At 41.4% G+C, this 22,858-nt stretch carries 25 protein-coding genes; 17 read left to right on the plus strand and 8 right to left on the minus strand.

Annotation, left to right across the window (positions count from 1 at the left end; genetic code table 11):
• Nucleotides 1-39 precede the first annotated feature (39 nt).
• Together mce and BVU_RS12555 are read right to left on the minus strand one after the other, a co-directional pair.
• Complete coding sequence (gene mce / locus BVU_RS12550; RefSeq protein ID WP_005847427.1) at nt 40-453, minus strand: methylmalonyl-CoA epimerase; 414 nt, start codon at nt 451-453, stop codon at nt 40-42.
• Between the two features lie 156 nt (nt 454-609).
• Nucleotides 610-1,632, minus strand: a complete 1,023-nt coding sequence (locus BVU_RS12555) for a GNAT family N-acetyltransferase (protein ID WP_011965629.1) — start codon at nt 1,630-1,632, stop codon at nt 610-612.
• A 45-nt stretch (nt 1,633-1,677) separates the two neighbouring features.
• Here BVU_RS12555 and BVU_RS12560 point away from each other — a divergent pair, with 45 nt between their 5' ends.
• The 6 genes from BVU_RS12560 (at nt 1,678) to BVU_RS12585 (ending at nt 5,546) form a co-directional block, all read left to right on the plus strand.
• Nucleotides 1,678-2,214, plus strand: coding sequence for a nitroreductase family protein (locus BVU_RS12560; protein ID WP_005848283.1), 537 nt, complete (start codon nt 1,678-1,680; stop codon nt 2,212-2,214).
• A 2-nt stretch (nt 2,215-2,216) separates the two neighbouring features.
• The gene (locus tag BVU_RS12565) at nt 2,217-2,543 is read left to right on the plus strand and encodes a hypothetical protein (RefSeq protein WP_011965630.1); all 327 of its coding nucleotides are present in this window, start codon (nt 2,217-2,219) and stop codon (nt 2,541-2,543) included.
• The gene (locus BVU_RS12570) at nt 2,543-3,349 is read left to right on the plus strand and encodes a Rossmann-like and DUF2520 domain-containing protein (protein ID WP_008670504.1); all 807 of its coding nucleotides are present in this window, start codon (nt 2,543-2,545) and stop codon (nt 3,347-3,349) included. Before BVU_RS12565 ends, BVU_RS12570 begins: the two co-directional genes overlap by 1 nt.
• Nucleotides 3,350-3,354: 5 nt before the next feature.
• Nucleotides 3,355-3,873, plus strand: coding sequence for a KdsC family phosphatase (locus BVU_RS12575; protein ID WP_005847432.1), 519 nt, complete (start codon nt 3,355-3,357; stop codon nt 3,871-3,873).
• Nucleotides 3,874-3,890: 17 nt separating this feature from the next.
• Nucleotides 3,891-4,472, plus strand: coding sequence for a Maf-like protein (locus BVU_RS12580; RefSeq protein ID WP_005847433.1), 582 nt, complete (start codon nt 3,891-3,893; stop codon nt 4,470-4,472).
• Nucleotides 4,473-4,538: 66 nt separating this feature from the next.
• The gene (locus BVU_RS12585) at nt 4,539-5,546 is read left to right on the plus strand and encodes a 2-hydroxyacid dehydrogenase (RefSeq protein ID WP_005847434.1); all 1,008 of its coding nucleotides are present in this window, start codon (nt 4,539-4,541) and stop codon (nt 5,544-5,546) included.
• Here the strand turns inward: BVU_RS12585 and BVU_RS12590 are convergent.
• Entirely contained in the window at nt 5,543-6,712 is a 1,170-nt protein-coding gene (locus BVU_RS12590; RefSeq protein WP_005847435.1) for a DUF3843 family protein, read from the minus strand. The genes BVU_RS12585 and BVU_RS12590 overlap by 4 nt on opposite strands.
• Before the next feature lie 118 nt (nt 6,713-6,830).
• Here BVU_RS12590 and BVU_RS12595 point away from each other — a divergent pair, with 118 nt between their 5' ends.
• A complete protein-coding gene (locus tag BVU_RS12595; protein WP_005848274.1) occupies nt 6,831-7,220 on the plus strand; it encodes a DUF2721 domain-containing protein in 390 nt (129 codons plus the stop codon).
• A 1-nt stretch (nt 7,221) separates the two neighbouring features.
• Here the strand turns inward: BVU_RS12595 and BVU_RS12600 are convergent, their stop codons facing one another.
• Complete coding sequence (locus tag BVU_RS12600) at nt 7,222-8,397, minus strand: MFS transporter (protein ID WP_005847437.1); 1,176 nt, start codon at nt 8,395-8,397, stop codon at nt 7,222-7,224.
• Between the two features lie 65 nt (nt 8,398-8,462).
• Between BVU_RS12600 and BVU_RS12605 the strand changes: the two genes are divergently transcribed.
• The gene (locus tag BVU_RS12605; protein ID WP_032939199.1) at nt 8,463-8,978 is read left to right on the plus strand and encodes a TlpA family protein disulfide reductase; all 516 of its coding nucleotides are present in this window, start codon (nt 8,463-8,465) and stop codon (nt 8,976-8,978) included.
• A 133-nt stretch (nt 8,979-9,111) separates the two neighbouring features.
• Here the strand turns inward: BVU_RS12605 and BVU_RS12610 are convergent, their stop codons facing one another.
• Nucleotides 9,112-9,474 (minus strand): hypothetical protein, encoded by a 363-nt coding sequence (locus tag BVU_RS12610; RefSeq protein WP_005848268.1) that lies wholly within the window; start codon nt 9,472-9,474, stop codon nt 9,112-9,114.
• Between the two features lie 99 nt (nt 9,475-9,573).
• A complete protein-coding gene (locus tag BVU_RS12615; protein WP_005847440.1) occupies nt 9,574-9,861 on the minus strand; it encodes a hypothetical protein in 288 nt (95 codons plus the stop codon).
• Between the two features lie 454 nt (nt 9,862-10,315).
• Here BVU_RS12615 and BVU_RS12620 point away from each other — a divergent pair, with 454 nt between their 5' ends.
• From BVU_RS12620 to BVU_RS12655, 8 genes are read left to right on the plus strand one after another with little or no spacing between them, the layout of a single operon-like run.
• Entirely contained in the window at nt 10,316-13,051 is a 2,736-nt protein-coding gene (locus tag BVU_RS12620; protein WP_008782093.1) for a TonB-dependent receptor, read from the plus strand.
• Between the two features lie 21 nt (nt 13,052-13,072).
• Nucleotides 13,073-14,287 carry a DUF4876 domain-containing protein gene (locus BVU_RS12625; RefSeq protein WP_011965631.1) on the plus strand — a complete coding sequence of 405 codons (1,215 nt, stop codon included), beginning with the start codon at nt 13,073-13,075 and terminating at the stop codon, nt 14,285-14,287.
• Between the two features lie 38 nt (nt 14,288-14,325).
• Complete coding sequence (locus BVU_RS12630) at nt 14,326-15,876, plus strand: DUF6850 family outer membrane beta-barrel protein (RefSeq protein ID WP_011965632.1); 1,551 nt, start codon at nt 14,326-14,328, stop codon at nt 15,874-15,876.
• A gap of 20 nt (nt 15,877-15,896) precedes the next feature.
• The gene (locus tag BVU_RS12635; RefSeq protein WP_005847444.1) at nt 15,897-16,481 is read left to right on the plus strand and encodes a hypothetical protein; all 585 of its coding nucleotides are present in this window, start codon (nt 15,897-15,899) and stop codon (nt 16,479-16,481) included.
• The gene (locus tag BVU_RS12640; protein ID WP_005847445.1) at nt 16,465-17,040 is read left to right on the plus strand and encodes a PepSY-associated TM helix domain-containing protein; all 576 of its coding nucleotides are present in this window, start codon (nt 16,465-16,467) and stop codon (nt 17,038-17,040) included. Before BVU_RS12635 ends, BVU_RS12640 begins: the two co-directional genes overlap by 17 nt.
• A 27-nt stretch (nt 17,041-17,067) precedes the next feature.
• A complete protein-coding gene (locus BVU_RS12645; protein WP_005847446.1) occupies nt 17,068-17,955 on the plus strand; it encodes an ABC transporter ATP-binding protein in 888 nt (295 codons plus the stop codon).
• Between the two features lie 23 nt (nt 17,956-17,978).
• Nucleotides 17,979-18,650: a hypothetical protein gene (locus tag BVU_RS12650; protein ID WP_005847447.1), complete on the plus strand. Its 672-nt coding sequence runs from the start codon at nt 17,979-17,981 to the stop codon at nt 18,648-18,650.
• 32 nt (nt 18,651-18,682) lie between these two features.
• On the plus strand, nt 18,683-19,711 hold the full coding sequence (locus BVU_RS12655; protein ID WP_005847448.1) for a DUF4857 domain-containing protein: 1,029 nt from the start codon (nt 18,683-18,685) through the stop codon (nt 19,709-19,711).
• 568 nt (nt 19,712-20,279) lie between these two features.
• Here BVU_RS12655 and BVU_RS12660 read toward each other — a convergent pair.
• Entirely contained in the window at nt 20,280-21,290 is a 1,011-nt protein-coding gene (locus BVU_RS12660; RefSeq protein ID WP_005847449.1) for a GGGtGRT protein, read from the minus strand.
• Nucleotides 21,291-21,308: 18 nt separating this feature from the next.
• Nucleotides 21,309-22,010: an iron-sulfur cluster assembly scaffold protein gene (locus BVU_RS12665; protein WP_005847450.1), complete on the minus strand. Its 702-nt coding sequence runs from the start codon at nt 22,008-22,010 to the stop codon at nt 21,309-21,311.
• A gap of 236 nt (nt 22,011-22,246) precedes the next feature.
• Here BVU_RS12665 and BVU_RS12670 point away from each other — a divergent pair, with 236 nt between their 5' ends.
• The gene (locus BVU_RS12670; RefSeq protein ID WP_005847451.1) at nt 22,247-22,756 is read left to right on the plus strand and encodes a DMP19 family protein; all 510 of its coding nucleotides are present in this window, start codon (nt 22,247-22,249) and stop codon (nt 22,754-22,756) included.
• Nucleotides 22,757-22,858 lie beyond the last annotated feature (102 nt).

Consider the following 22,858-nt stretch of genomic DNA (forward strand, 5'->3'; position numbering starts at 1 on the left):
ATATACTGACTTCAATCGTGAATAGTCAGATCTCGTGTTTTATGGTTTTTCGCAAAGCTCGGTCAGGACGCCCAAAGTTGATTTGGGATGTAAAAAAGCAATTTGCAAACCTTCGGCACCTTTACGCGGAGCTTTGTCAATGAGACGGATGCCGGTGGTTTCAGCTTCGGCTAACGCATTTGCCACACCATCTTCCACTGCAAAAGCCAAATGATGCATACCACCGTTGCCATTATTTTTTTCAATGAACTTTGCGATAGTGCTTTCGGGGCTTGTAGGTTCCAGCAGTTCTATTTTAACATCACCTACTTTCAGAAAAGCGGTTTTAACTTTCTGATCCTCTACTGTTTCGATATTGTAGCATTTCAGACCTAATACGTTTTCATAATACGGCAGGGCCTCTTCAATGCTCTTTACGGCAATGCCCAGGTGTTCAATGTGTGAGATTTTCATGATCTTATAATTTTAATAGTTTGGTTTTATACTCAAGTTTTCAGATAAAACTGCACAAAGAAAGTAATTTCGAGTTAAATAAAGAAATATTTCTTCAATTTTATTTCTTATTTGCAAGATGCTTCACAACACTTTAGACAAAAAGACAAAAATGAGTTAAATATAGAATTTGCACAAGAGTTTGTTCAGCCACTTCCAACTGAAGCGGAACCAGCGGCGTGTACTGCTCTGCTTGCCGCCAAAGCGGAGTATAAAGTCCCTGTAACCGTGCTTTTTGAACGGTAATCCTGCATCCATGAATTCCAAATGTGCATATCCTTTTTCGTAAGCATAGGTAATAGGTGCCCATACGGACAGAATACCGGGGTAAAGAAAAGCATAGGTTTTCCGCATACCTCCTGAGAACCACAGGTAGGCACTTTCTTTTGAGAAAAGACAGATAGAACCACCGATGATTTTGCCTTTATATTTCACAAGAAACACTTTGGCTAATTCTTTTTCCGGGTTCTGCCATGCTAATAACCGGAAAAAGCCGATGTCCGGGAAATGTTTTCTTATCTGTGAGGAATAGGCTTTTTTCAACATTCGTGAGAAATCTTGTATATCTTTCTCATTGTCGGCTATTTCCATGATGGCACCATTTCTCAGAGCTTTGTTTATTTGTCTTCTGCGAGACATGCTCAGCCGTTCGTAAGGAGCTTTACTGTGCAGTGAATTACGTACTCTTAGCCAATTAATGGCGAAATAGTTGTTCTTTCTGAAAGCTTTGTATCCGAATAGCGGATTTTCCAAGTTGCGGAACTCGATGAGGAACGATTTGCATAATACTTCGTTGGTGAGATGTTCCAATATTTCCCCGAACAGGTCTTCCTTATTCTGTTCTTCATCAAAATACTCGCCTGTGCCATAAATTTCGCATCGTTTGATGATTGCAGGGGGGAACAGGCGCACACTTTTCCGGATGACTGCCAGCAGTTTGCCTACAGGACGGTTTCCTATATAGGCTACGATAAGCAAAGGTTCGTATCCCCGGGTCATTTCAAAGACATGAAACAGCTCGGTAGAATGGAAAATGTTTGTTCCCGGCAGAGGGGGAATGGCATTTCCTTTGCGATATGTACTTAATCTGACAGGCATCTCTAATTGCAAATTTATTGTTTTTTGTTTATCAATCCACATTCTAGTTGTATATTTGTGCAGAAAAATAAATTAACAGGGTATATTATGGAACAATTTAGTGACTTAATAAAGAACAGACGCAGCATGCGTAAGTTCACGGATCAAGAGTTGACACAGGAAGAGGTAGTTGCTTTGTTGAAGGCTGCTTTGATGGCTCCGTCTTCTAAACGTAGTAATTGCTGGCAGTTTATTGTGGTAGATGATAAGGATATGTTGGAAAAACTTTCCCATTGTAAGGAGATGGGGGCGGCTTTCCTAGCGGATGCTGCTATGGCTGTAGTTGTGATGGCTGATCCGTTGGCTAGTGATGTCTGGATTGAAGATGCGTCAATTGCTTCCATAATGATCCAGTTGCAGGCAGAAGATTTGGGGTTGGGAAGTTGTTGGATACAGGTGCGTGAACGTTTTACCGCTACCGGGATGCCCTCGGGTGAATACGTGCATACGTTGCTTGATATTCCGTTGCAGTTGCAGGTGGTTTCCATTATAGCGGTAGGGCATAAGGGTATGGAACGCAAGCCTTTTAATGAGGAGCATTTACAATGGGAGAAAATTCACATTAATAAATATGGAGGCAAGTAAACGTGGCTGCTGTCAATCATAAGGATACGTATAAAGCTTCTGCGGTGTTTCTCATTGTGATGGGGATGCTTTATCTGATCGATAAGTTTATAGGATTTGCTTCACACGGGTTGCCATGGGTTATGCAGAAAGACAATCTGTTACTGTATGCAGCTGTTATTTTCCTTTGGTTCAAGGCTGATAAGTCAGTAGGAATTGTATTGACGGGTATATGGCTGATATTGAATATCGGTTTGGTGATAGCTTTGTTGGGACAGATGTCTGCTTATTTGTTGCCGGCGGCTTTGTTGCTGGTGGGAGTTATTTTATATTTAGTTTCGACCCGATGATGAAAATAGTTCTGATAGGAGCTGGCAATGTGGCAACCCATCTGGGAATTGCTTTACAAAAGGCGGGGTGTCTTATCTTGCAGGTATACAGCCGTACAGAGGAATCTGCTTCTGCATTGGCTGCCAGACTTTCAGTAGACTACACTATTGTGCCGGACGAGATACGTCGGGATGCCGATTTGTATATTGTAGCGCTGAAAGATGCAGTTTTGCGACAATTGGCTCCTGTATTGGTGAAAGGAAGGGAGCAGGCCTTGTTTGTACATACGGCGGGTAGTATGTCTATGGATTTATGGAAGGGATTGGTAAAACGCTATGGGGTACTTTATCCTATGCAGACTTTTAGCAAGCAGCGTGAAGTGGATTTCAATACTGTACCTTTTTTTATAGAAGCATCTGCTCCGGCAGAAGTGGAATTGCTGCGTATGGTGGCAGTTCGTCTCAGTCCTAAAGTGTATGAAGTGACTTCCGGGCAACGTAGGTATTTGCATCTGGCGGCAGTCTTTGCTTGTAATTTTGCAAACCATATGTATGCATTAAGTTCACATATACTGGAAAAGCAGGGGATTCCTTTTGAAGTGATGCTTCCGCTGATAGACGAAACTGCCGGCAAAGTACATGAACTTTCTCCCACACAGGCGCAGACAGGTCCGGCTGTACGCTACGATGAAAACGTAATAAGCAAACATTTGGAGATGTTGGCGGATGAGGAGTCTTTGCAGGAATTGTACGAAAAGATAAGTAAAAGTATTCATAATCTCCCTTTGTCTGTCATTCAGGCAAATAAAGAGGGAAAGAACTCATAAGTGGTATGATAAACTATGATTTAAAGAAAATAAAGGCATTGGTATTTGATGTAGATGGGGTATTGAGTGCGGAAACTATTTATTTGCACCCCAATGGTGAACCCATGCGTACGGTTAATATCAAGGATGGGTATGCATTGCAGTTGGCTGTGAAATGCGGGCTGCATGTTGCCATCATTACCGGTGGAAATACCGAGGCGGTGCGTAAGCGTTATGAGGGGCTGGGTATCAAAGATGTCTATCTGGCTGCTGCGGTGAAGACCCGGGAGTATGCCCATTTGAAGGAAAAATATGGATTGCAGGATGAGGAGATACTCTATATGGGCGATGATATTCCCGATTATGAAGTGATGCGTTTGTGTGGGCTGCCTTGTTGTCCTGCTGATGCGGCACCTGAGATAAAGGAAACAGCTGTTTATATTTCTCATCGTAACGGGGGATATGGATGTGGCCGTGACGTGGTGGAACAGGTCTTGAAGGCTCAAGGAAAATGGATGGCTCATGAAAAGGCCTTCGGGTGGTAATGAAATAAAGAAAAGTTATGTTGGAAAATTTAGAAAAATATAAAATAATCCTTGCTTCCAATTCTCCGCGCCGCAAAGAATTGTTATCCGGCTTAGGTATAAAATATGAAGTAAAAACACTACCCGGCATAGAGGAAACCTATCCGGATACATTGAAAGCAGAGGAAATCCCTTTGTATATAGCTTGCGAAAAGGCGGCTGCTTACCGGAATACCATGCATCCGGACGAATTGATTATTACTGCCGATACCATTGTATGGTTGGATGGTGTAGTCATGGGCAAGCCTCATAACGAGGATGATGCACGGCAAATGTTGTGGAAGCTTTCCGGCAAGACCCATCAGGTGATAACCGGAGTTTGTCTGACTACCGTCGGGGCTCAGCGAAGTTTTTCAGCTGTGACAGAAGTAACGTTTGCAGAATTGTCCGATGAGGAGATCGATTATTATATCCGGGTTTACAAGCCGATGGATAAGGCTGGTTCTTATGGTATACAAGAGTGGATAGGTTTCATTGGTGTCCGTGGTATTTCAGGTAGTTACTTCAATGTGATGGGGCTTCCTGTACAGCGCCTGTACACGGAACTGAAAAAACTATAAGTCAGTATGTGAACAGTAGGGGCCGTGTTTTTGTTATTTATATGAACTATAAATGGAAAAACAATTATGGCTTATAAAATAGCTTTTTACGACACGAAACCCTACGACGAACGCTCGTTTACGGAGGCTAATGAGAAGTTTGGCTTTGATATCAGGTATTACAAAGGCCATTTGAATATGAATAACGTGGTGTTGACCAAAGGAGTGGATGTGGTTTGTATCTTCGTAAACGATACGGCTGATGCCGAAGTTATCCGGGCAATGGCGGATAATGGTGTTAAACTGCTGGCTTTAAGATGCGCAGGTTATAATAATGTGGATTTAGCGGCAACGGCAGGTAAGATGAAAGTGGTACGGGTACCGGCTTATTCACCTTATGCCGTTGCCGAATTTACGGTGGCGTTGATGTTATCACTCAACCGCAAGATTCCCCGTGCTACAATGCGGACACGTGACGGGAATTTCTCCCTGCACGGGCTTATGGGATTTGATATGCATGGCAAGACTGCCGGAATTATCGGTACGGGTAAGATTGCCAAGATTTTAATTCAGATATTACGTGGATTCGGTATGAATGTTCTTGCATATGATCTTTATCCCGATTACAATTTTGCCCGTGAACATCAGGTGGTTTATTGTACTTTGGATGAACTTTATCATAGTTCGGATATCATCTCCCTGCATTGTCCTTTGACAGAACAGACAAAGTATCTGATTAATGATTATTCCATCAGTAAAATGAAAGACGGAGTGATGATTATCAATACGGGGCGTGGGCAGTTGATTCACACCAATGCCTTGATAGAGGGACTGAAGACTAAAAAGGTAGGATATGCCGGTCTGGATGTATACGAGGAAGAAGAGCCTTATTTTTATGAAGATAAGTCCGACAAGATTATTGATGATGACACTTTAGCCCGTCTTTTGTCTTTCAACAATGTGATTGTGACTTCTCATCAGGCATTCTTTACCAAAGAAGCAATGACGAATATTGCTCATACTACTCTGCAAAATGTGAAAGACTTTGCTGAAAGTAGATCTTTGGTGAACGAAGTAGCGGTGGGGAGAGTCTAATCTCCCCTGTAGTAATATAATAAGGAGTTGCGGGCTATAAAGTCCGCATTCTTTTGAACCAGTTCCCTTTCACCAAATTCGGGGAATTGTGCATCGGGGATATAGTGGTTGTTTATTACATATTCCATCAGGTCCGGTGGGCATTTGGTCGGGATAGTAAGCAGGCTGAATGCCTCTTGGGCAGCCGTTGCGGCATCATACATCGGGTTAAGAGGGTCACTGATGTATTTGCATATATCTTTCGCCAGTAGAATACCTTTTTCGGAATTCACCATCATGATGAAATCCTTATGTTCCTTCATTTGGGGCAAAGTGTGATTGGAATCGTCCGGCCATTGTAATACTTGGGTAAGGAAACGGTGTAGTTCCTTATATCCTTCCAGATATACGATACGGGCACCGTTTGTGCCTTGCGTGAACAATTGATAGGTATGGTGGTTCCTTTCCTTCATTTCATCCGATATTTCGGGAATGGCAGGGTATAGTCCTTCTATCTCTTCCCAACATTCGGTTTCTCCGTTGGTCAGCAGGTCAATCCATTCATGAAGAAACAGGGCAAGGGGGCCACATGGAATGATGAATTTGTCGGTTTCTGTAACCTGTGCAATATATTCTTGTACAGATGGTTCTGTGAGATAAGTATGTCCGAACAGCCAGCGTAGTTTATGGTTTGCGTTCTCTTTTCCTTTGAAGTCCATAAAGAAATCCTGTAACGTGTCATTGGCGGGAGCCGTTTCATACTCTTCATCCAATATCCGGAAAAATGAATGCGAGGTTTCTTCGATATTCCTGTCCATCGGATTGATATACGGATGTTTATATGGAGCCTTCTCTAAAGTGTTCCAAATGATGAAGCGGATATCTTCTTCATTGATCTCATCTTTTATATAATCCGGCCGGATGGTATAGAAAGGAAGTGACGTATCATATAGTTCCAGATGTTTTTTGATGAATGCTTGCCATAGACCTAAACCTGAAATGACATCTTCAAAATAGGCAGCGGTGTAAAGACATAATTTCTTTTTTATGGATTCGGGAATCTCTCTTATCGTACAAGTGGAGTATAATCGGTTAGCCAGATCGACAAAATATCTGTCTGTAGCCTGTTGTTGGATGTAAGGATGGATAGCCAACCAATCTTTTATGTATAATTTTATGGTTTGCATATTAGTTTATTTGAATTATTTTTATTGCAAAGATATTCCTTTCATTGTAAAAAGGAAGGAGAATATCGGGATATTTACTTTATCTTTGCAATATTCTAACTTTGAAATACCTATAAAAATGGAAATAGATTTAACAACTCCTGCTTTATTATTTTCTGCCATATCGCTGATTATGTTGGCATATACTAATCGTTTTCTTTCATACGCTCAATTAGTGCGTACGTTGAAGGACCAATATCGTGAGAATCATTCGGCTGTGACAGCAGCACAGATTGCTAATCTCCGCAAGCGTCTTTATCTGACACGTGCCATGCAGGTGACAGGTATCGGAAGTTTGTTGCTTTGTGTGGTCAGTATGTTTTTAATGTATATACAGTTCTACCTTATATCCGTATATATTTTTGGACTGGCGCTTGTGCTGCTCATTATTTCTTTGGGGATTTCTGTGCGCGAGATTTATATTTCGGTCAAGGCGCTGGAATTGCATCTAAGCGATATGGATTCCTGATTTATTTTTTTGAAAAGATATTTATCATAAAGGAACAGGTTGCCAGTGTGATACCTGTTCCTACTACTCCCTGCCATCCAAACCAGTGCCAAAATATTCCGGCAAGAAGTGTACCTATGGAACCGCCAATAAAATAGGTCGTCATAAAAATGGTGTTGATACGGTTGGCCGCCTTCGGGCTAAGAGAGAAAATCGTAGTCTGATTACTCAATTGGATGCATTGCATGCCTATATCTATGATAAAAATTCCGATGATGATTCCCACATAGGAGTTCTGACCGGAATAAAGCGAGAACCACGCTGAAAATATCAAACCACAACCGATGTAATTCAGTCGTTTGACTCCCAAAACCTGTACATAGTTTCCTATATACGAGGCGGTGAGAGCTCCTGCTATGCCGCATAATCCCAATAACCCTACAATGTTGTTTCCCGCAAAAAAAGGGGCTTGTTCCATCTTAAATGCCAATGAAGTCCATAGAGCAAGAAATGAGCCGAAAGCAATTCCGGCACGTAAGGAAGAAATACGCAACTGGGGGTATTCCATAACCAATGAAAACAAGGATTTCATCAGATCACTGTATCTGCCTTTGAAATTACACGGCATGTCGGGTAGTACACGCATGATGATGATGACACATATCACCATCATCCCGGCTGCCACAAAGAAAATGAACCGCCATCCTAAATATTCACCGATAATTCCGCTTACTACGCGCGAGGCCAGGATACCTGTCAGCAATCCCGATACAATCATACCTACATTTTTTCCCTTGGTTTCGGGAGTGGAAAATTGGGCAGCTATGGGGATAAAGATTTGTGGCATCACCGAACAAATGCCGGTCAGTAGAGAGGCAAATAAAATGAGATGGATATAGGGAGTCAGTGCGATGGTTAGTAATGAAACGACCAGGACTGTGAAATTGATTAGAATAATGGTTTTCCTTTTAAATAAATCTCCCAAAGGAATAATGAACAGCAATCCGATGGCATAACCTATTTGGGTAATCATTGCTATCAGGTTGGCGGTGAACTCGGATGTTTGGAGATCACGGCTGATGCGGTTTAATAAAGGTTGGTTATAATATAAATTGGCAACGGAGATTCCCGCAATAATTGCTAGCGTCCAAAGTAAGGAGGCAGGTAGTCCTTGGTTTTCTTTTAATTCTTGTTTCATGCTGCAAAAGTAGTAATTTCATGAAAATCATGTTATCTTTGTAAAGAAGAAAAATGGGAATGAAAATGAAGAATTGGATAAAAACGGTCTGTTTTCTGCTTTGGACCTGTGTAATGTGTACGGCGTGTATTGATGATGATGTGGAGGAAGGTACTGTTGATTTACAAACAGGAGAGAGCATTCCTGTTTTCTCTGTGGTAATGGATGATGGACAAATAATAACTTCCGAAACTCTGAAAGGAGAGGTTTCTTTGATTGTGTTTTTTCATACGGGGTGTCCGGACTGTCGGAAAGAACTTCCTGTGCTGCAAAAAATATATACGGATTACGGTCGAAGAATCCGGATGGTTTGTATTAGCAGGGAAGAGAGCTCGGCAGAGATTGTCCGTTATTGGGACGAAAATCATTTGACCTTGCCCTATTCGGCCCAAGAAAACCGCACGGTATACTATCAGTTTGCTAAATCGGGAATACCTCGTGTTTATGTCATAGATAAAGAGTTGGTTATCCGTAGTGTTTTCACGGATAACCCGTTGGCAAGTTATGAAGATTTGGCTGAGGCTATAACCGCCAGTTTGTAATTTTAGGCATGGTATTTTAATTTATATTATTTCTTTTGTGGATGGTGTATGTTTATAGCATACTTTTCCCTCTTCATCTTTAGGGATAATGAATGTGGTTGATGAAGATATTGGTGATGGAGTATCTTGATGTTTATTGTGTTGGCTTTTTGAAAAAAGTTCCTTTATTGTCTTTAATCTCTATCATTCCATTATCGGCATCAAATAGGAAAGGAGGAAAGCTGAAAAATATGTATATTTCAGTATCTTTTAATTTATAGAGTTTGGGAGTTATTTTTTTGCTGACACCAGATGGGAATACTTGGTCATCCATTTCGGTGAGGATATAATAATCTGCTCCCTCCCTCAATACATTTTTGCTAATCTTGGCTTCTGCTTTTGATTTGGCAATAATATAGAATCCCTCTATATCATATTTTTCCCAATTTTTATACTCTTGTCCAAGCACCATACTTATGTTTAAACATAAAACCAGTAGTAATAATATTCTTTTCATATCTATCTGTTTTTAAGGTTATTCCAAGTTGGTATCACAAATATAAGAATTCTTATTGGTTTTTTCAAGGAATAAGAAAGAAAAATAGAGAGTGGAATTTTAAAGAAAAGTAATTCCTATCCATATCAGAACTCCTGCTATTAGAACAATGCCTAACATGATTAATTTTATTTTGAAGAGCTGGTGGGTTTCCGCTTCTTCTTTTTCTTGCGTTTTTATTCTGATCTCTTCTAATTGCTCAAGGGATAGATGGGAGGAGTGCCCTTTTTTGTTCAAATCAATCAGTCGGTTTCTAGTTTCATTCAAGCGTTCCTTTCCTGCCTTTCGTAGTTCACGATTTTCTTTATCTCTTCTCATCATGTTATTGATGCAACCTAAAGTACCCATAATCTAACTGTTTAATTTGAATTCATTTTCACAAATATAGTGTTTTTTGCAGTTGCTTTTCTTCATTTGCTAATTTAATATTTGAAGGATAGATATTACTTAATAAACCTGATGTGCCTTGACTGCCGGATATAAATATTCTGCCAATGGATTTGTAATATAAAGTTGTATGCCATTATGCTTTCATACCATTGCTTATGGGGTAATATGTTGATAATGAACTGTATTTATATGGCGTGGCATTTTCCCCATTGAAATAGGTAAAAAGTAGATGTATTTATCTTATCATTGAAAAAAAATGTGAATATAAAGTTTAGGTGAAAGTGATTTTATTTGTAAATTGTATACCGTCATGTAGGTATCTCCGATCTATGTATAATTTAGTATATACCTAGAAATGGGGATTGTGCCGAGCTTTTATGAATTGTAATTTTGCAAACCAATAGAGAATGAAATGATTTGTAAGATTGCATATATTTTTTTATTTATAATTTGTAGCAATGTGTCTCTTTTATGGGGGCAGACATTTGTATTTCGGGGAACTGTACTGGATGAGCAGACTCATAAAGCGTTGGATTACGCTACAGTTCAATTGTTTGTGGATAAGCAGATTGTTTATGGGGGAATAACAGATGCGAATGGACATTTTGAACTTCTACATATCCATCCTGGAACTTATCGGGTTATTGTATCCTATTTAGGATATGATTCTACAGAAAAAGAAGTGAAGGTCATTGGGGATATTTCAGCAATCTTTTATTTAAAACCTTCGGTCATGGCGCTGAACGAGGTAGTGGTGACCGCTTCTGAATCAAAACGCGCTACCAGCGCTTCTATCGTTGACCGTACAGCCATGAAACATCTTCAGCCCAGCAGTTTCAGTGACTTGATGGAATTAGTACCTGGAGGAAAGTCGGCTGATCCTCAGATGGGGCAGGCCAATCTGATCCGGATACGTGAAACAGGTAAGACGGAGGATATCTCTTCATTGGGAGTTGGATTTTATATTGATGGTATCTCCCAGAATACGGATGCGAATCTGCAATATATGCCAAACAGTACTTCCGCAGTGAATGCAACGAGCACAATGTCAAAAGGGATAGATATGCGTACCATCTCAACCGATAATATTGAGAAGGTGGAAATCATTCGTGGCATTCCTTCCGTGGCTTATGGTAATGTGGCAAACGGTGCGGTAATCATTCAGCGTAAAATGAATGAGAGCCCCTTGTCTGCGCGTTTTAAGGCTGATAAAACCAGTAAACTGTTTTCTGTAGGCAAGGGAATTCGGCTGGATGGGAACGGGCGTTATGTGTTGAATGCTGATTTAAACTATTTGGAGTCCAAAATAGATCCGCGTAACAGTGTGAAAAATTACACTCGCCTTACTGCTTCCGCCCGCTTGGATGGCAAATGGTTATGGAATGAACGTAATATTCATTGGAATATCAGTTCCGATTATACCGGCTCGTTTGATGATGCGAAGAGGGATAAAGATGCGACAGTAAAGGAAGATTCTTATAAATCGGACTTTAACAGCCTGAAGATAGCGGGGAAATGGAGCATGAAGTTTCCGGCCCATTTATGGATTCGTGAGGTTGGTGTGGCTACTTCTGTCAGTCAGCAGTGGGAGAAGATGCGTGAAATAAAGTCCGTTTCTCTGAATCGTCCGGCAGCTATTGCTACTCAGACAGAAACCGGAGAGTTTGATGGCATCTATCTACCTTATAATTATGTGGCACAGATGGATATTGATGGTAAACCTTTATATGTTACGGCTTCCGCCCGTACGCGGTTGGCTTTCCCGTTGGGGGTATTACAGAATGCGATGAATATGGGGATGGAATGGAATTATCAGAAGAATTTGGGAGAAGGCCAGGTATTCGATGTGACACGGCCCATCAGTGAAAGTTTGAGTACACGGCCTCGCCGTTTTAAGGATATACCGGAGCTGCAACCTTTCGCCTTCTATGCCGAGGAGGTGTTGAATCTTCCTGTAAATAGACATAAATTGGCTTTTACGGCTGGTATCCGTTTGCAGTCTTTATTGGGGCTGGACACTAAATATAAGATGCAGGGCAAGATATATCCCGATCTTCGTCTGGACTTGCAATGGAGTTTACCGGTATCAAACGGATGGGATGTTTCCTTTTCGGGAGGTTTGGGCTGGATCAGCCGTATGCCGACCACCGCACAGCTATATCCGGATTTTAAGTATGTAGATTTGATTCAGTTGAATTATTACCATACCAATCCGGATTATCGCCGTATCAATATGATGACATATAAATGGGATAATACAAACTATCAATTGGAACCAGCACGTAACATGAAATGGGAAGTGCGGGCCGACGTCAGCTATAAGGGAAACCGCCTGTCGATAACTTATTTCCGCGAACGGATGAATAATGCTTTTGATGATATCACTTATTATAGGTCATTGGCATATAAACTATATGATCCTGCTAGTATCGACGGATCAGCATTGACGGCTCCTCCAGAACTTTCTCAGTTGACTTATACAAATGAATATAATCTGGATGTGTATTCCACACAAGGTAATGTAATGAAGGTGTGTAAAGAAGGAGTGGAGTTTCAGTTCGCTTCCAAACGAATAGAATCGCTCAAGACTCGCGTCACTATGTATGGAGCCTGGATAAAGACAATTTATAATTCGGATTCTCCTCAATATAAGGCCTCTTCTATATTGTTGGACAATAAACAGCTGAAATATGTGGGATTGTACAATGGGGACAACGGAACAGAAAGCCAGGCATTCAATACGAACTTTATGTTTGATACCTATATACAGCGTTTGGGACTTACTTTCTCTACGTCGGCACAATGCACTTGGTATACCAACAGACGGAACTTGTGGAATAATGGCGTGCCAGTAAGCTATATAGATCAATCCGGTGAAACGCATCCGTTTCGCGAAGAGGATAAAAACAATATTCAGTTACAGCATCTGGTGGAGAAATATTCAGCCACTTATTTTGAGCGTACTACCGTGCCTTTTTATATGGATATCAATTTGAAGGCGAGTAAACGGATCGGTAAGTATCTGAATCTGGCTTTTTATGTAAACCGGCTTTTGGGTATTTATCCTGATTATACGTTACGGGGCGTACTGCAACGGAGAACGTCCGAATCGCCTTATTTCGGTATGGAAATGAACTTAACCTTTTAGTAAATGAACAATAAAATAGAGATGAAGATGAAAAAGAATCAATTGACAATGTTAGTCCTTTTTGTGACAATGCTGGGATTTACCGCATGTAGTGATGATGACAAAGTGAGCATATCCACTGTAGGTATTACCACTACTGTAGATACAACTATCGAGGGGCTGCAACTGACCGGTGGAACCTATACTTTTGAAAATGTAAATACATCTGTCAAGACAGACATTACCTATCCGGCTCAGAGTATTGAACTGGCGGACGGGTTGTATAATGTAACTTTCATTGGTAAGGGAACTTACTCACAGAATGGAACTCCGGTGGAAGTCGATGTACAGGGAGTACAACAGAATGTGGCCGTATCTGGAGGGTCGTACAAGCTGGAACTGAAGGTTCATGTACTCAATACAGGTGATCCTGATTTTGTGATTGCCGAGATATTTATTCCCGGAACCTATAATGAAGCAGGTAAGCAATATAATGGCGACCAGTATATACGTATCTATAATAACTCGGATAAAGTTTTGTATGCGGATGGATTGATATTTATGGAATCACAATTCCAAACTACTCAGAAATATCAATCGGTAGATCCGGATATCATGGATGAAGCTATTGCGGTAGGCTCTGTTGTAGCAGTACCGGGCAGTGGAACAGATTATCCGGTACAACCGGGAGAATCCTTTATCCTTTGTGACAATGCGATCAATCATAAAGAGGCTAATCCGAATTCTATAGATTTAAGTAAAGCCAATTTTGAGTGGTATATTGAATCAAAGCAAGATGTGGATAATCCGGCTGTTCCCAATCTAGATGTTTATTATTGTTATTCCAAAACTATCTGGGTGTTGAATAAACAGGGAAATCGCGCTTATGCTATTGGCAGATTACCCAAAAGTATGACTAAAGAAAAGTATATTTCAGACTATGCATACAACTATACGTATATTATGCAAAATGGAACAGCCAGTAAACCGCAAAGCAAATATAAGTTCCCCAATGAATGGGTGATTGATGCTGTAAATGTAGGTGCTTCCAATGAATGGCAGTGGAATGTAACCTCTACCGGGCTGGATATGGGGCATACTTATATCGGTATGAACAATACCGTTGCAGAAAACATCGGAAAGTGCGTAATGCGTAAAGCCGCCTACAAGGATGGTGATCGGGAAGTATTGCAGGATACAAATAACTCTACCGTTGATTTCACACCTGCGGCTACTCCGAGCCTGTTTAACAAATAATTGAATCCGTCTTATTGATATATAAATCTTTATTATTCATGATGCTAATCCGAATTATCATTATGTTGCTGATTGCTTTATTTGTGGAGAGTCGGCAGGAAGCCTTCGGGCAGACTACCGACACACTCTCCCTGTCCGATAAGGTAATCCGTACCGCTTCATTTGCGACTGGATTTCGTGGCGAGATATGGCAGAATCCGGCACTTTATTATTACTATACTCCGTATATATGGACAAGGCTGGACGTAAATGGAGCTTATCATGATAAAGGAAAAGCATCTTTGAAACAGGAAGGTGATAAGGATACCCGTATCGGGGTAGATGTCAATTCCTTCGTTATTCTTTCGGAACGTGATCGTGTATTCGGTTCAGCAGGATACAGGAGTGAGAAGCAGGAGAATGTGTTATGGAATGAAAATATAGACTGGAAATTGATCGCTCCTTACGTGACTGGTGATTCCATTGGTGGTTTCCTGAAGGGAGAAACTTATTATTTCAATGGAGGTTACGCCAGTGAGTCAGGTTCCTGGACATGGGGAATCACCGGTGGTTACAGAGCGTCTCATAATTATCGGGATAAAGATCCGCGTCCACGTAATACAGCTTCCGATCTCTCTTTTGCTTTGGGAGCAGGATATCGTCTGGGGACATATCGTTTGGGAGTTTCCGCAGATTTCCGGCTTTATCAGCAGAAAAGTGAGATTTCATTCCTTGCAGATAAAGGCTCTACTTCGGTATACCATATGTTGGGATTGGGCATGGATTATGTGCGTTTCGCCGGAAACCAGACCGGGACGAAGCATCAAGGCATCCGGTGGGGAGGAAGCATAGGCATTCTGCCAGTTGATACGGAAAAGGGGATATCGGCCACAGTTTCAATTGACCGTATGTCAATGGACAAGAAATTGAGCAATGCCAATAATCTCACTTTGCTGGAATTGAATACGACTGATTTGAAAGGAAACGTGACCTGGATGCGGGAACTTCAGCAGGCAGAACACCTTGCTGTGAAACTGGATGCAGGCTATATAGTTCGTAAAGGAATGGAGAATATTTACGGAGAGGCGGGCGGAAGCTCCTATGGAGCATTAATTAGTACATCTCCGGGAATGAAGGTCACGAATAGTCGGATTGCCGTAAGTGGTTTGTGGGAGAAGCTTTTGACCGATAAAGGTGTATGGGGAGGAGCAATTGTCCCAAACATAATCTACCATCGGTTGGAAACGGATTACAACGCCGTATCCCGGTTTGTTCACTTGTCTGTTTTGGAGAGTTCTTTGCGTGCCCGTTTGCTGTATCAGAAGAGGCTGCTACGATTGACCGCAGAAGCTAACGGTGGATATTATGCCAATTTATCGGCTGAATATTCTTTACCGAGATTGAATACCGCGAAGTCGTCCGCCCAGACTTTATTGGCAAATATTGACTATTTATCTGATAGTTATAGTATGGTGGGGATTCGTCTGCAAGGGGATTATCCCATCATGAAACAATATAACCTGTCTTTGTCTGTTCAATGGCAGGCGGCATATTATAAAAAATGCGGAACGGCCCAGTATGCCGTTTGTTCATTGGGCATCTTTTTTTAAAAAATAAAAACAGTTAGCATATGAAAATTAAGTTTATGGTCGCTGCAACCTTAATGGCAGCTTTAGTAACTACTACTTCTTGTGGAAACAGTAACAAACAGAGCCAGTCTGAAAAAACGGAGCAGGCGGCTCCGGCGGCATTGAGCATCGATAATCTGCTGGTGCATGCCGATTCACTGGCCAACAAGGAGGTGACTATCGAAGGAATCTGCACACATACCTGCAAGCACGGAGCTACAAAAATATTCCTGATGGGTAGTGATGATACCAAAACGATTCGTGTGGAAGCCGGACCTTTGGGCTCGTTTGATACCAAATGCATCAACGCTATTGTCACAGTGACCGGAACGTTAAAGGAACAGCGGGTAGATGAAGCTTACTTGCAAAACTGGGAGGCTAAACTGAAAGCACAGACTGAAAAATCTCATGGAGAAACTGCTGCCGGGTGTGATTCGGAAAAAAAAGCACGCGGTGAAACAGCCAGCACCCCTGAAGCCCGTATTGCGGACTTTCGCGCAAAGATAGCAGAAAGAAAAGCTGCTACCGGAAAAGATTATCTGTCATTCTACTATATGGAAGCCAGTTCTTATGAAATCGCAGAATAAAGGTACTGCATTCCGCAAGTGGAGCCGGATCATCCATCGTGATCTGTCTTTCTTCTTTGCGGGAATGATTTTGATTTATGCTATTTCGGGTATCGTGATGAACCATAGGGATAGCATAAATCCCCATTATACAGTTACACGAACGGAATATAAAATAACAGAGGATCTGTCGGACAAGAGCAAAGTTAATGAGAAGATGATTTTGACTTTGTTGGAACCGCTGGGCGAAGCCGGAAATTTTACTAAATATTATTACCCGGAACCGGATCTGATTAAGGTTTTTCTGAAAGGAGGCTCAAGTCTGGTGATTAACACCCGGACAAAAGATGCTGTCTACGAGGGGGTGAAGCGCCGTCCGCTGATCTCTTCCATGGTACAACTCCATTTCAATCCGGGTAAGTGGTGGACTTGGTTTGCCGATGCTTTTGCTGTCTGTCTGATTATTATCACTGTCAGCGGTATAGTGATGATAAAAGGTCCTAAAGGATTGTGGGGCAGAGGAGGAATCGAGTTGGTGGCCGGTATCTTGATTCCTATTCTTTTCCTGGCGTGTTTCTAATAGCAAACGAAAAATGATTTATAAAGCATGAGTGCAATTATAGAATGTAAGAACCTGACCCATTATTACGGTCAACGCAAGATTTATGAGAACTTGAGTTTTGAAGTTCCTCAAGGGCGTATCTTGGGGTTGTTGGGTAAAAATGGTACAGGGAAAACGACAACCATTAATATATTGAGCGGTTATCTTCAGCCGCGTTCAGGCGAATGTCGCATCTTTGGTGAGAACATTCAGACCATGAATCCTGCTTTACGCAGGAATATCGGTTTATTGCTGGAAGGTCATGTTCAATATCAGTTTATGAATATCACACAAATAGAAAAGTTTTATGCTTCTTTTTATCCGGGACAATGGAAAAAGGAGGCTTATTATGACTTGATGAATAAATTGAAGGTAGCTCCGGGGCAACGTATCTCAAGAATGTCGAACGGACAGCGTTCGCAAGTGGCATTGGGACTGATCCTGGCACAAAATCCGGAGTTGTTGATTCTGGATGATTTCTCTTTAGGACTTGATCCGGGCTATCGCCGTCTTTTTGTGGATTATTTACGTGATTATGCCCGTTCCGAGAACAAGACTGTTTTCCTGACTTCCCATATTATTCAGGATATGGAGCGGTTGATTGATGATTGTATTATTATGGATTATGGCTCTATCCTTATTCAACAGCCTATTGAAACGTTGATGAAAGAGCTGAGAAGATATACTTGTACTGTGCCCGAGGGTTATCAGCCTCAGTTGCCGGCAACTTGCTATCATCCGGCTGTCATTCGTCAAACCTTGGAAACGTACTCCTTTTTGCCTCCCGTGGATGTGGAGAAACTGTTGAAGGAAAGTCAAGTTCCCTTTACTGGTTTGCAGCACGAAAATGTAAGTCTGGAAGATGCCTTTATCGGTCTTACCGGAAAGTATTAATATGTAAACTAAATAGAAGAAATATGATACAAGCCATATTTTATAAAGAGTGGATAAAAACGCGTTGGTATTGGTTGCTGGCAACTCTTTTTATGATAGGGATCACAGGATATTCCATGCTTCGTATTGGCCGTACCATTGCCATACAGGGAATCGATCATTTATGGGTAGTGATGGTCCAGAAGGATGCTATATTTATTGATTTGTTGCAATTTGTCCCTTTACTTATCGGTATCTTGCTTGCTGCCGTACAGTTTTTCCCCGAGATGCAACGTAAGTGTTTGAAGCTTACTTTGCATTTGCCTTATTCACAGAAGAAAATGGTCATGTCAATGTTGGCCTATGGCGTACTTGCACTGGTGACCTGTTTTGCTATGAGTTTTATTATGATGGGAGTTTATCTGCCACAACATTTTACAAGTGAGTTGGTGCAGCGTGTTTTATTATCTGCGGCTCCATGGTTTTTTGCCGGATTTGCCGGTTATCTGCTTGTTTCATGGATTTGCCTGGAACCCACATGGAAGCGCAGGGTTTTGAATCTGATTATTGCGGCATTGATTTTCCGTGTCTACTTTCTGGCTCCGGGAGCGGAGGCATATAATAGTTTCTTGCCCTGTCTGACACTTTATACGTTGCTTGCCGCTTCTCTTTCGTGGATTTCTGTGGTACGGTTCAAGGCCGGTAAGCAAGACTAATTGAATGTTTATTATTAAAAAATCAAACAAACATGATTCGATTCAGCAAAATATTTTTTTATATTACCGTAGCTGTCCTGCTTGTATGGCAGTTGCCTTGGTGTTATGCTTTTCTCACACTGAAGCCTGTCAAAACTCCTTTTACTATGTATAGTTCCGTACTTGGTGATTTTGTTATTACACAACTAGATGAGAATAAGCAACTTCACCGCTATGATACGAAAGGCAATACATATACACAACAGCAGGTAGACAGTTTGTTGCCTTCTCTCTATGTGCGCCAGCTTACGGCGGACGAACGTTTCCCTGATACCATTTGTGGTAAGGCAGTTAGTCCGAAAGATATTCAATTGACAAACTTTACTTTCAAGAGTGTGCCGTCAGCCATCAATGCTCCCCAGACAGGACTCTATTTTCTGATGGAGTCCATGTCCAAACGGGTGGATTTGAAAATGCCCGAAGATGCATTCCGTTTTACCGATAAAGGTATAGAATTTATTCGTATGGAAACGAATTGTATCGATGAGGCGAAAAGTAAATTGTTTACGGATATGCTGGTTCAGAAAGGGTTTGCTTTTCCTGCATGCTATGCTTCGGGCAATCCAACTACTCGTAAAGACTATGATGAGGGATATCTGGTTTTAGATGCCAACCATAAATTGTTCCATCTGAAGTGCACCAAAGGACGTCCGTATGTGAAAGCTATTCAGTTGCCTGAAGGAGTCTTGCCGGAATATGTGTTTATTACTGAATTCCGTAGCCGTCGGACTTTGGGGTATATGGTAGATAGCAAGCATCATTTTTATATTATCAATAGTGATGGAAGTTTGGTGAAATCAGCTCTCCCCGGTTTCGATCCGGCAAAAGATGAGTTGACCATCTTTGGAAATATGTTTGACTGGACTGTAAAGTTATCGACAGATAAAGATGATTATTACTATGCTTTGGATGCTACAGATTATTCACTGATTAAAGAACATGCCTATAAAGATATCCGCCGTTCTGTTCCGGGGTTGTCTTTTACATCTCCAGATGACAAATTTGTAAAACCTCGTTTTTGATGTGAATTTGGCAGGGGAAGTCTGATATTAAAATGTATATTAGTTCGAACAGACCGAAAACAACTAGGTAAAGGGGCTATCATGTTAGGCATCAGCTAACTCTACCTTCTGTGAGATACTGCAAATACGGGATTATATAATTGTGCGGACAGACAGGAGGGCGTGAAAACAGCCTTCCTTTTTTTGATAATATTTAAGATACAGGGATTTGATCTAGTTTTTCTTGCTCGTCAATTTTATATTATGATAATCGTTCTTTGAGTATATGCAGGATAAAACAGGTTGTTGAATTTTGCTTGTTTTTAAATTTTCAAAAATGCCAGATTGCATATAAATAATCTTCGTTTTGACCTCCTTTTATCCTAAACCAACTCTTAATTGTATAACCGATTTATGATTTAAAGAACCAATTTCATTCCGTAATTTTAGACAATTATTTGCAATACTTTTGATTGATATTGAAAAATAGGAGGGGGTGGGTCATCAGTTAAACGAATGAAATTACTGGAAATAAAAATCCCTATAACTGCAATGGTTACAGGGATTTATATATTAGCAATGTATTATATTACTTGCTCAAAGCAGTAGCCACGTCAACCGCACAAGCCACTGTACATCCTACCATCGGGTTGTTACCGATACCCAGGAATCCCATCATTTCCACGTGAGCAGGAACTGATGAAGAACCGGCGAACTGAGCGTCTGAGTGCATACGACCCATAGTGTCCGTCATACCGTAAGAAGCAGGACCGGCAGCCATGTTGTCCGGGTGAAGAGTACGACCTGTACCACCACCTGATGCAACTGAGAAATAAGGCTTACCTGCAAGAACACGTTCTTTCTTGTAAGTACCTGCAACCGGATGTTGGAAACGAGTCGGGTTAGTAGAGTTACCGGTGATAGATACGTCTACACCTTCTTTCCACATGATAGCTACACCTTCGCGAACATCATCGGCTCCGTAGCATTTTACTTTTGCACGAGGACCGTCAGAATAAGCGATTTCACGAACTACTTTCAGTTCACCTGTGAAATAATCGAATTCAGTCTGAACGTATGTAAATCCGTTGATACGAGAGATGATCTGTGCAGCGTCTTTGCCCAAACCGTTCAAGATACAACGCAGAGGTTCTTTACGTACTTTGTCTGCTTTTGCAGCGATTTTGATAGCACCTTCGGCAGCAGCGAATGATTCGTGACCTGCCAGGAATGCGAAACATTTAGTTTCTTCGCGCAGCAACATAGCAGCCAGGTTACCGTGACCGATACCTACTTTACGGTCGTCGGCTACAGAACCCGGAATACAGAATGCCTGCAGACCGATACCGATAGCTTCGGCAGCTTCGGCAGCGTTTTTGCAACCTTTCTTCAATGCAATGGCAGAACCTACTACGTAAGCCCACTTGGCATTTTCGAAACAGATAGGCTGAGTTTCTTCACAAGTTTTATAAGGATCAAGTCCGGCAGCTTCGCAGATTGCGTTAGCTTCTTCGATGTCTTTGATGCCGTTTTCGTTCAAAGCAGCAATGATCTGTTTGATACGACGGTCTTGGCTTTCGAATTTTACTTCTCTAATCATATTCTTTCCTCCTTATAATTATTCGTGACGTGGATCAATTTTCTTAACAGCTCCCTGTTCTTCAGTTACACGTCCGTAAGTACCTGTAACTTTCTTCAACGCTTCGTTAGCATCAGTACCCTTCTTGATTTCGTCCATGAACTTACCCATGTGAACGAATTCGTAACCGCAGATTTCGTCGTTCTTATCCAGGAATACGTTCTTGATGTAACCTTCAGCCATTTCAAGGTAACGGGGACCTTTAGCCAAAGTACCATACAAAGTACCTACCTGGCTGCGAAGACCTTTACCCAAGTCTTCCAGACCGGCACCGATAATCAGACCGCCTTCCGAGAAAGCTGACTGAGTACGTCCGTAAACGATTTGAAGGAATAGTTCGCGCATTGCTGTGTTGATAGCGTCACAAACCAAGTCGGTGTTCAATGCTTCCAATACAGTCTTTCCCGGAAGGATTTCAGCAGCCATGGCAGCCGAGTGAGTCATACCTGAGCAACCGATAGTTTCTACCAATGCTTCCTGGATGATACCTTCTTTTACGTTAAGGGTTAGTTTACAAGCACCCTGCTGAGGAGCACACCAGCCAATACCGTGTGTCAAACCAGAGATGTCTTTAATTTCTTTTGATTTTACCCACTTTCCTTCTTCAGGAATAGGAGCCGGTCCGTGATTGGGACCTTTCTTCACAACACACATGTGTTCTACTTCGTGTGAATAAGTCATATTCTTTACGTTTTTTGGTAATAAAATAAATATTCGTAACCACGTGAAAAGATTGGTTATTCTTTTCGCCTACAAAGTTAGTCGTTTTATTCTTTTCTGCAACTTGTTGCCCGTCACTTTTTATCTTTAAATAAAATAAATTTATTGCAGGACAGCATTTTGCAAACTAGAGTTGCCAAAATGTTTTTTCTTTCCGATGAAATTTCTATCTTTGTACCTATATTATAATGATAGGAATGGAAGCAAATAAAATAGCAATTACGGACGAAGCTTTGCGCCGAGGTGCGGAAGAGGGCATGGATGGTTTCTTGAAGGTGTTTATAGATAAATACTTGGAGGTGACAGGAGGTGTTGTCAATGCGGAAACAATGCCTTTGCTCAATGGTTACCAGCATTCATTGTTGGGGTATCATTTCTTGCGTGAAGAAATAAATGAAGGTGGTTTTGTACAATTGATACAGAATGGTTTTGGACCTTATATCTTTGATAATCCTTTTGCAAAAGCAATGCGGCAGTTTGGAGCGAAAGAATTTGCCAAATTGATTTATAGCGCGAAGAAAATATATGATGAGAACCGTGCTGATTTGGAAAAGGACAGGGATGATGAGGAATTTATGGCAATGTATGAGCAATACGAGGCCTTTGATGAGTTGGAAGAGCAGTTCATGGATATGGAAGAGTCGGTAACTGCCCGGATTGCAGAATATGTGGACAATCATATTGAGGAGTTTGCGGAGATTGTATGACAAGGACTTTTGCGTACTTTGTCGGGTATAAGCTCATGCGTTTTGATATAAAAAAAGTAAGTTGGCTTCAATAGCTAAGTAAGATACGTTCGTTGGCTGACG

This window comes from Phocaeicola vulgatus ATCC 8482 (genome assembly GCF_000012825.1).
Lineage (GTDB): Bacteria > Bacteroidota > Bacteroidia > Bacteroidales > Bacteroidaceae > Phocaeicola > Phocaeicola vulgatus.

What these genes read in the sequence shown, in the direction of transcription:
- BVU_RS12560 (WP_005848283.1), top strand. Translation starts at nt 1,678, where the DNA reads ATGGAACAATTTAGTGACTTAATAAAGAACAGACGCAGCATGCGTAAG.
- BVU_RS12615 (WP_005847440.1), bottom strand. Translation starts at nt 9,861, where the DNA reads ATGGGTACTTTAGGTTGCATCAATAACATGATGAGAAGAGATAAAGAA.
- BVU_RS12645 (WP_005847446.1), top strand. Translation starts at nt 17,068, where the DNA reads ATGAGTGCAATTATAGAATGTAAGAACCTGACCCATTATTACGGTCAA.
- BVU_RS12580 (WP_005847433.1), top strand. Translation starts at nt 3,891, where the DNA reads ATGTTGGAAAATTTAGAAAAATATAAAATAATCCTTGCTTCCAATTCT.
- BVU_RS12655 (WP_005847448.1), top strand. Translation starts at nt 18,683, where the DNA reads ATGATTCGATTCAGCAAAATATTTTTTTATATTACCGTAGCTGTCCTG.
- BVU_RS12670 (WP_005847451.1), top strand. Translation starts at nt 22,247, where the DNA reads ATGGAAGCAAATAAAATAGCAATTACGGACGAAGCTTTGCGCCGAGGT.
- BVU_RS12605 (WP_032939199.1), top strand. Translation starts at nt 8,463, where the DNA reads ATGAAGAATTGGATAAAAACGGTCTGTTTTCTGCTTTGGACCTGTGTA.
- BVU_RS12625 (WP_011965631.1), top strand. Translation starts at nt 13,073, where the DNA reads ATGAAGATGAAAAAGAATCAATTGACAATGTTAGTCCTTTTTGTGACA.
- BVU_RS12665 (WP_005847450.1), bottom strand. Translation starts at nt 22,010, where the DNA reads ATGACTTATTCACACGAAGTAGAACACATGTGTGTTGTGAAGAAAGGT.
- BVU_RS12585 (WP_005847434.1), top strand. Translation starts at nt 4,539, where the DNA reads ATGGCTTATAAAATAGCTTTTTACGACACGAAACCCTACGACGAACGC.
- BVU_RS12610 (WP_005848268.1), bottom strand. Translation starts at nt 9,474, where the DNA reads ATGAAAAGAATATTATTACTACTGGTTTTATGTTTAAACATAAGTATG.
- BVU_RS12600 (WP_005847437.1), bottom strand. Translation starts at nt 8,397, where the DNA reads ATGAAACAAGAATTAAAAGAAAACCAAGGACTACCTGCCTCCTTACTT.
- BVU_RS12575 (WP_005847432.1), top strand. Translation starts at nt 3,355, where the DNA reads ATGATAAACTATGATTTAAAGAAAATAAAGGCATTGGTATTTGATGTA.
- BVU_RS12590 (WP_005847435.1), bottom strand. Translation starts at nt 6,712, where the DNA reads ATGCAAACCATAAAATTATACATAAAAGATTGGTTGGCTATCCATCCT.
- BVU_RS12555 (WP_011965629.1), bottom strand. Translation starts at nt 1,632, where the DNA reads ATGTGGATTGATAAACAAAAAACAATAAATTTGCAATTAGAGATGCCT.
- BVU_RS12570 (WP_008670504.1), top strand. Translation starts at nt 2,543, where the DNA reads ATGAAAATAGTTCTGATAGGAGCTGGCAATGTGGCAACCCATCTGGGA.
- BVU_RS12635 (WP_005847444.1), top strand. Translation starts at nt 15,897, where the DNA reads ATGAAAATTAAGTTTATGGTCGCTGCAACCTTAATGGCAGCTTTAGTA.
- mce (WP_005847427.1), bottom strand. Translation starts at nt 453, where the DNA reads ATGAAAATCTCACACATTGAACACCTGGGCATTGCCGTAAAGAGCATT.
- BVU_RS12595 (WP_005848274.1), top strand. Translation starts at nt 6,831, where the DNA reads ATGGAAATAGATTTAACAACTCCTGCTTTATTATTTTCTGCCATATCG.
- BVU_RS12640 (WP_005847445.1), top strand. Translation starts at nt 16,465, where the DNA reads ATGAAATCGCAGAATAAAGGTACTGCATTCCGCAAGTGGAGCCGGATC.
- BVU_RS12630 (WP_011965632.1), top strand. Translation starts at nt 14,326, where the DNA reads ATGATGCTAATCCGAATTATCATTATGTTGCTGATTGCTTTATTTGTG.
- BVU_RS12660 (WP_005847449.1), bottom strand. Translation starts at nt 21,290, where the DNA reads ATGATTAGAGAAGTAAAATTCGAAAGCCAAGACCGTCGTATCAAACAG.
- BVU_RS12620 (WP_008782093.1), top strand. Translation starts at nt 10,316, where the DNA reads ATGATTTGTAAGATTGCATATATTTTTTTATTTATAATTTGTAGCAAT.
- BVU_RS12650 (WP_005847447.1), top strand. Translation starts at nt 17,979, where the DNA reads ATGATACAAGCCATATTTTATAAAGAGTGGATAAAAACGCGTTGGTAT.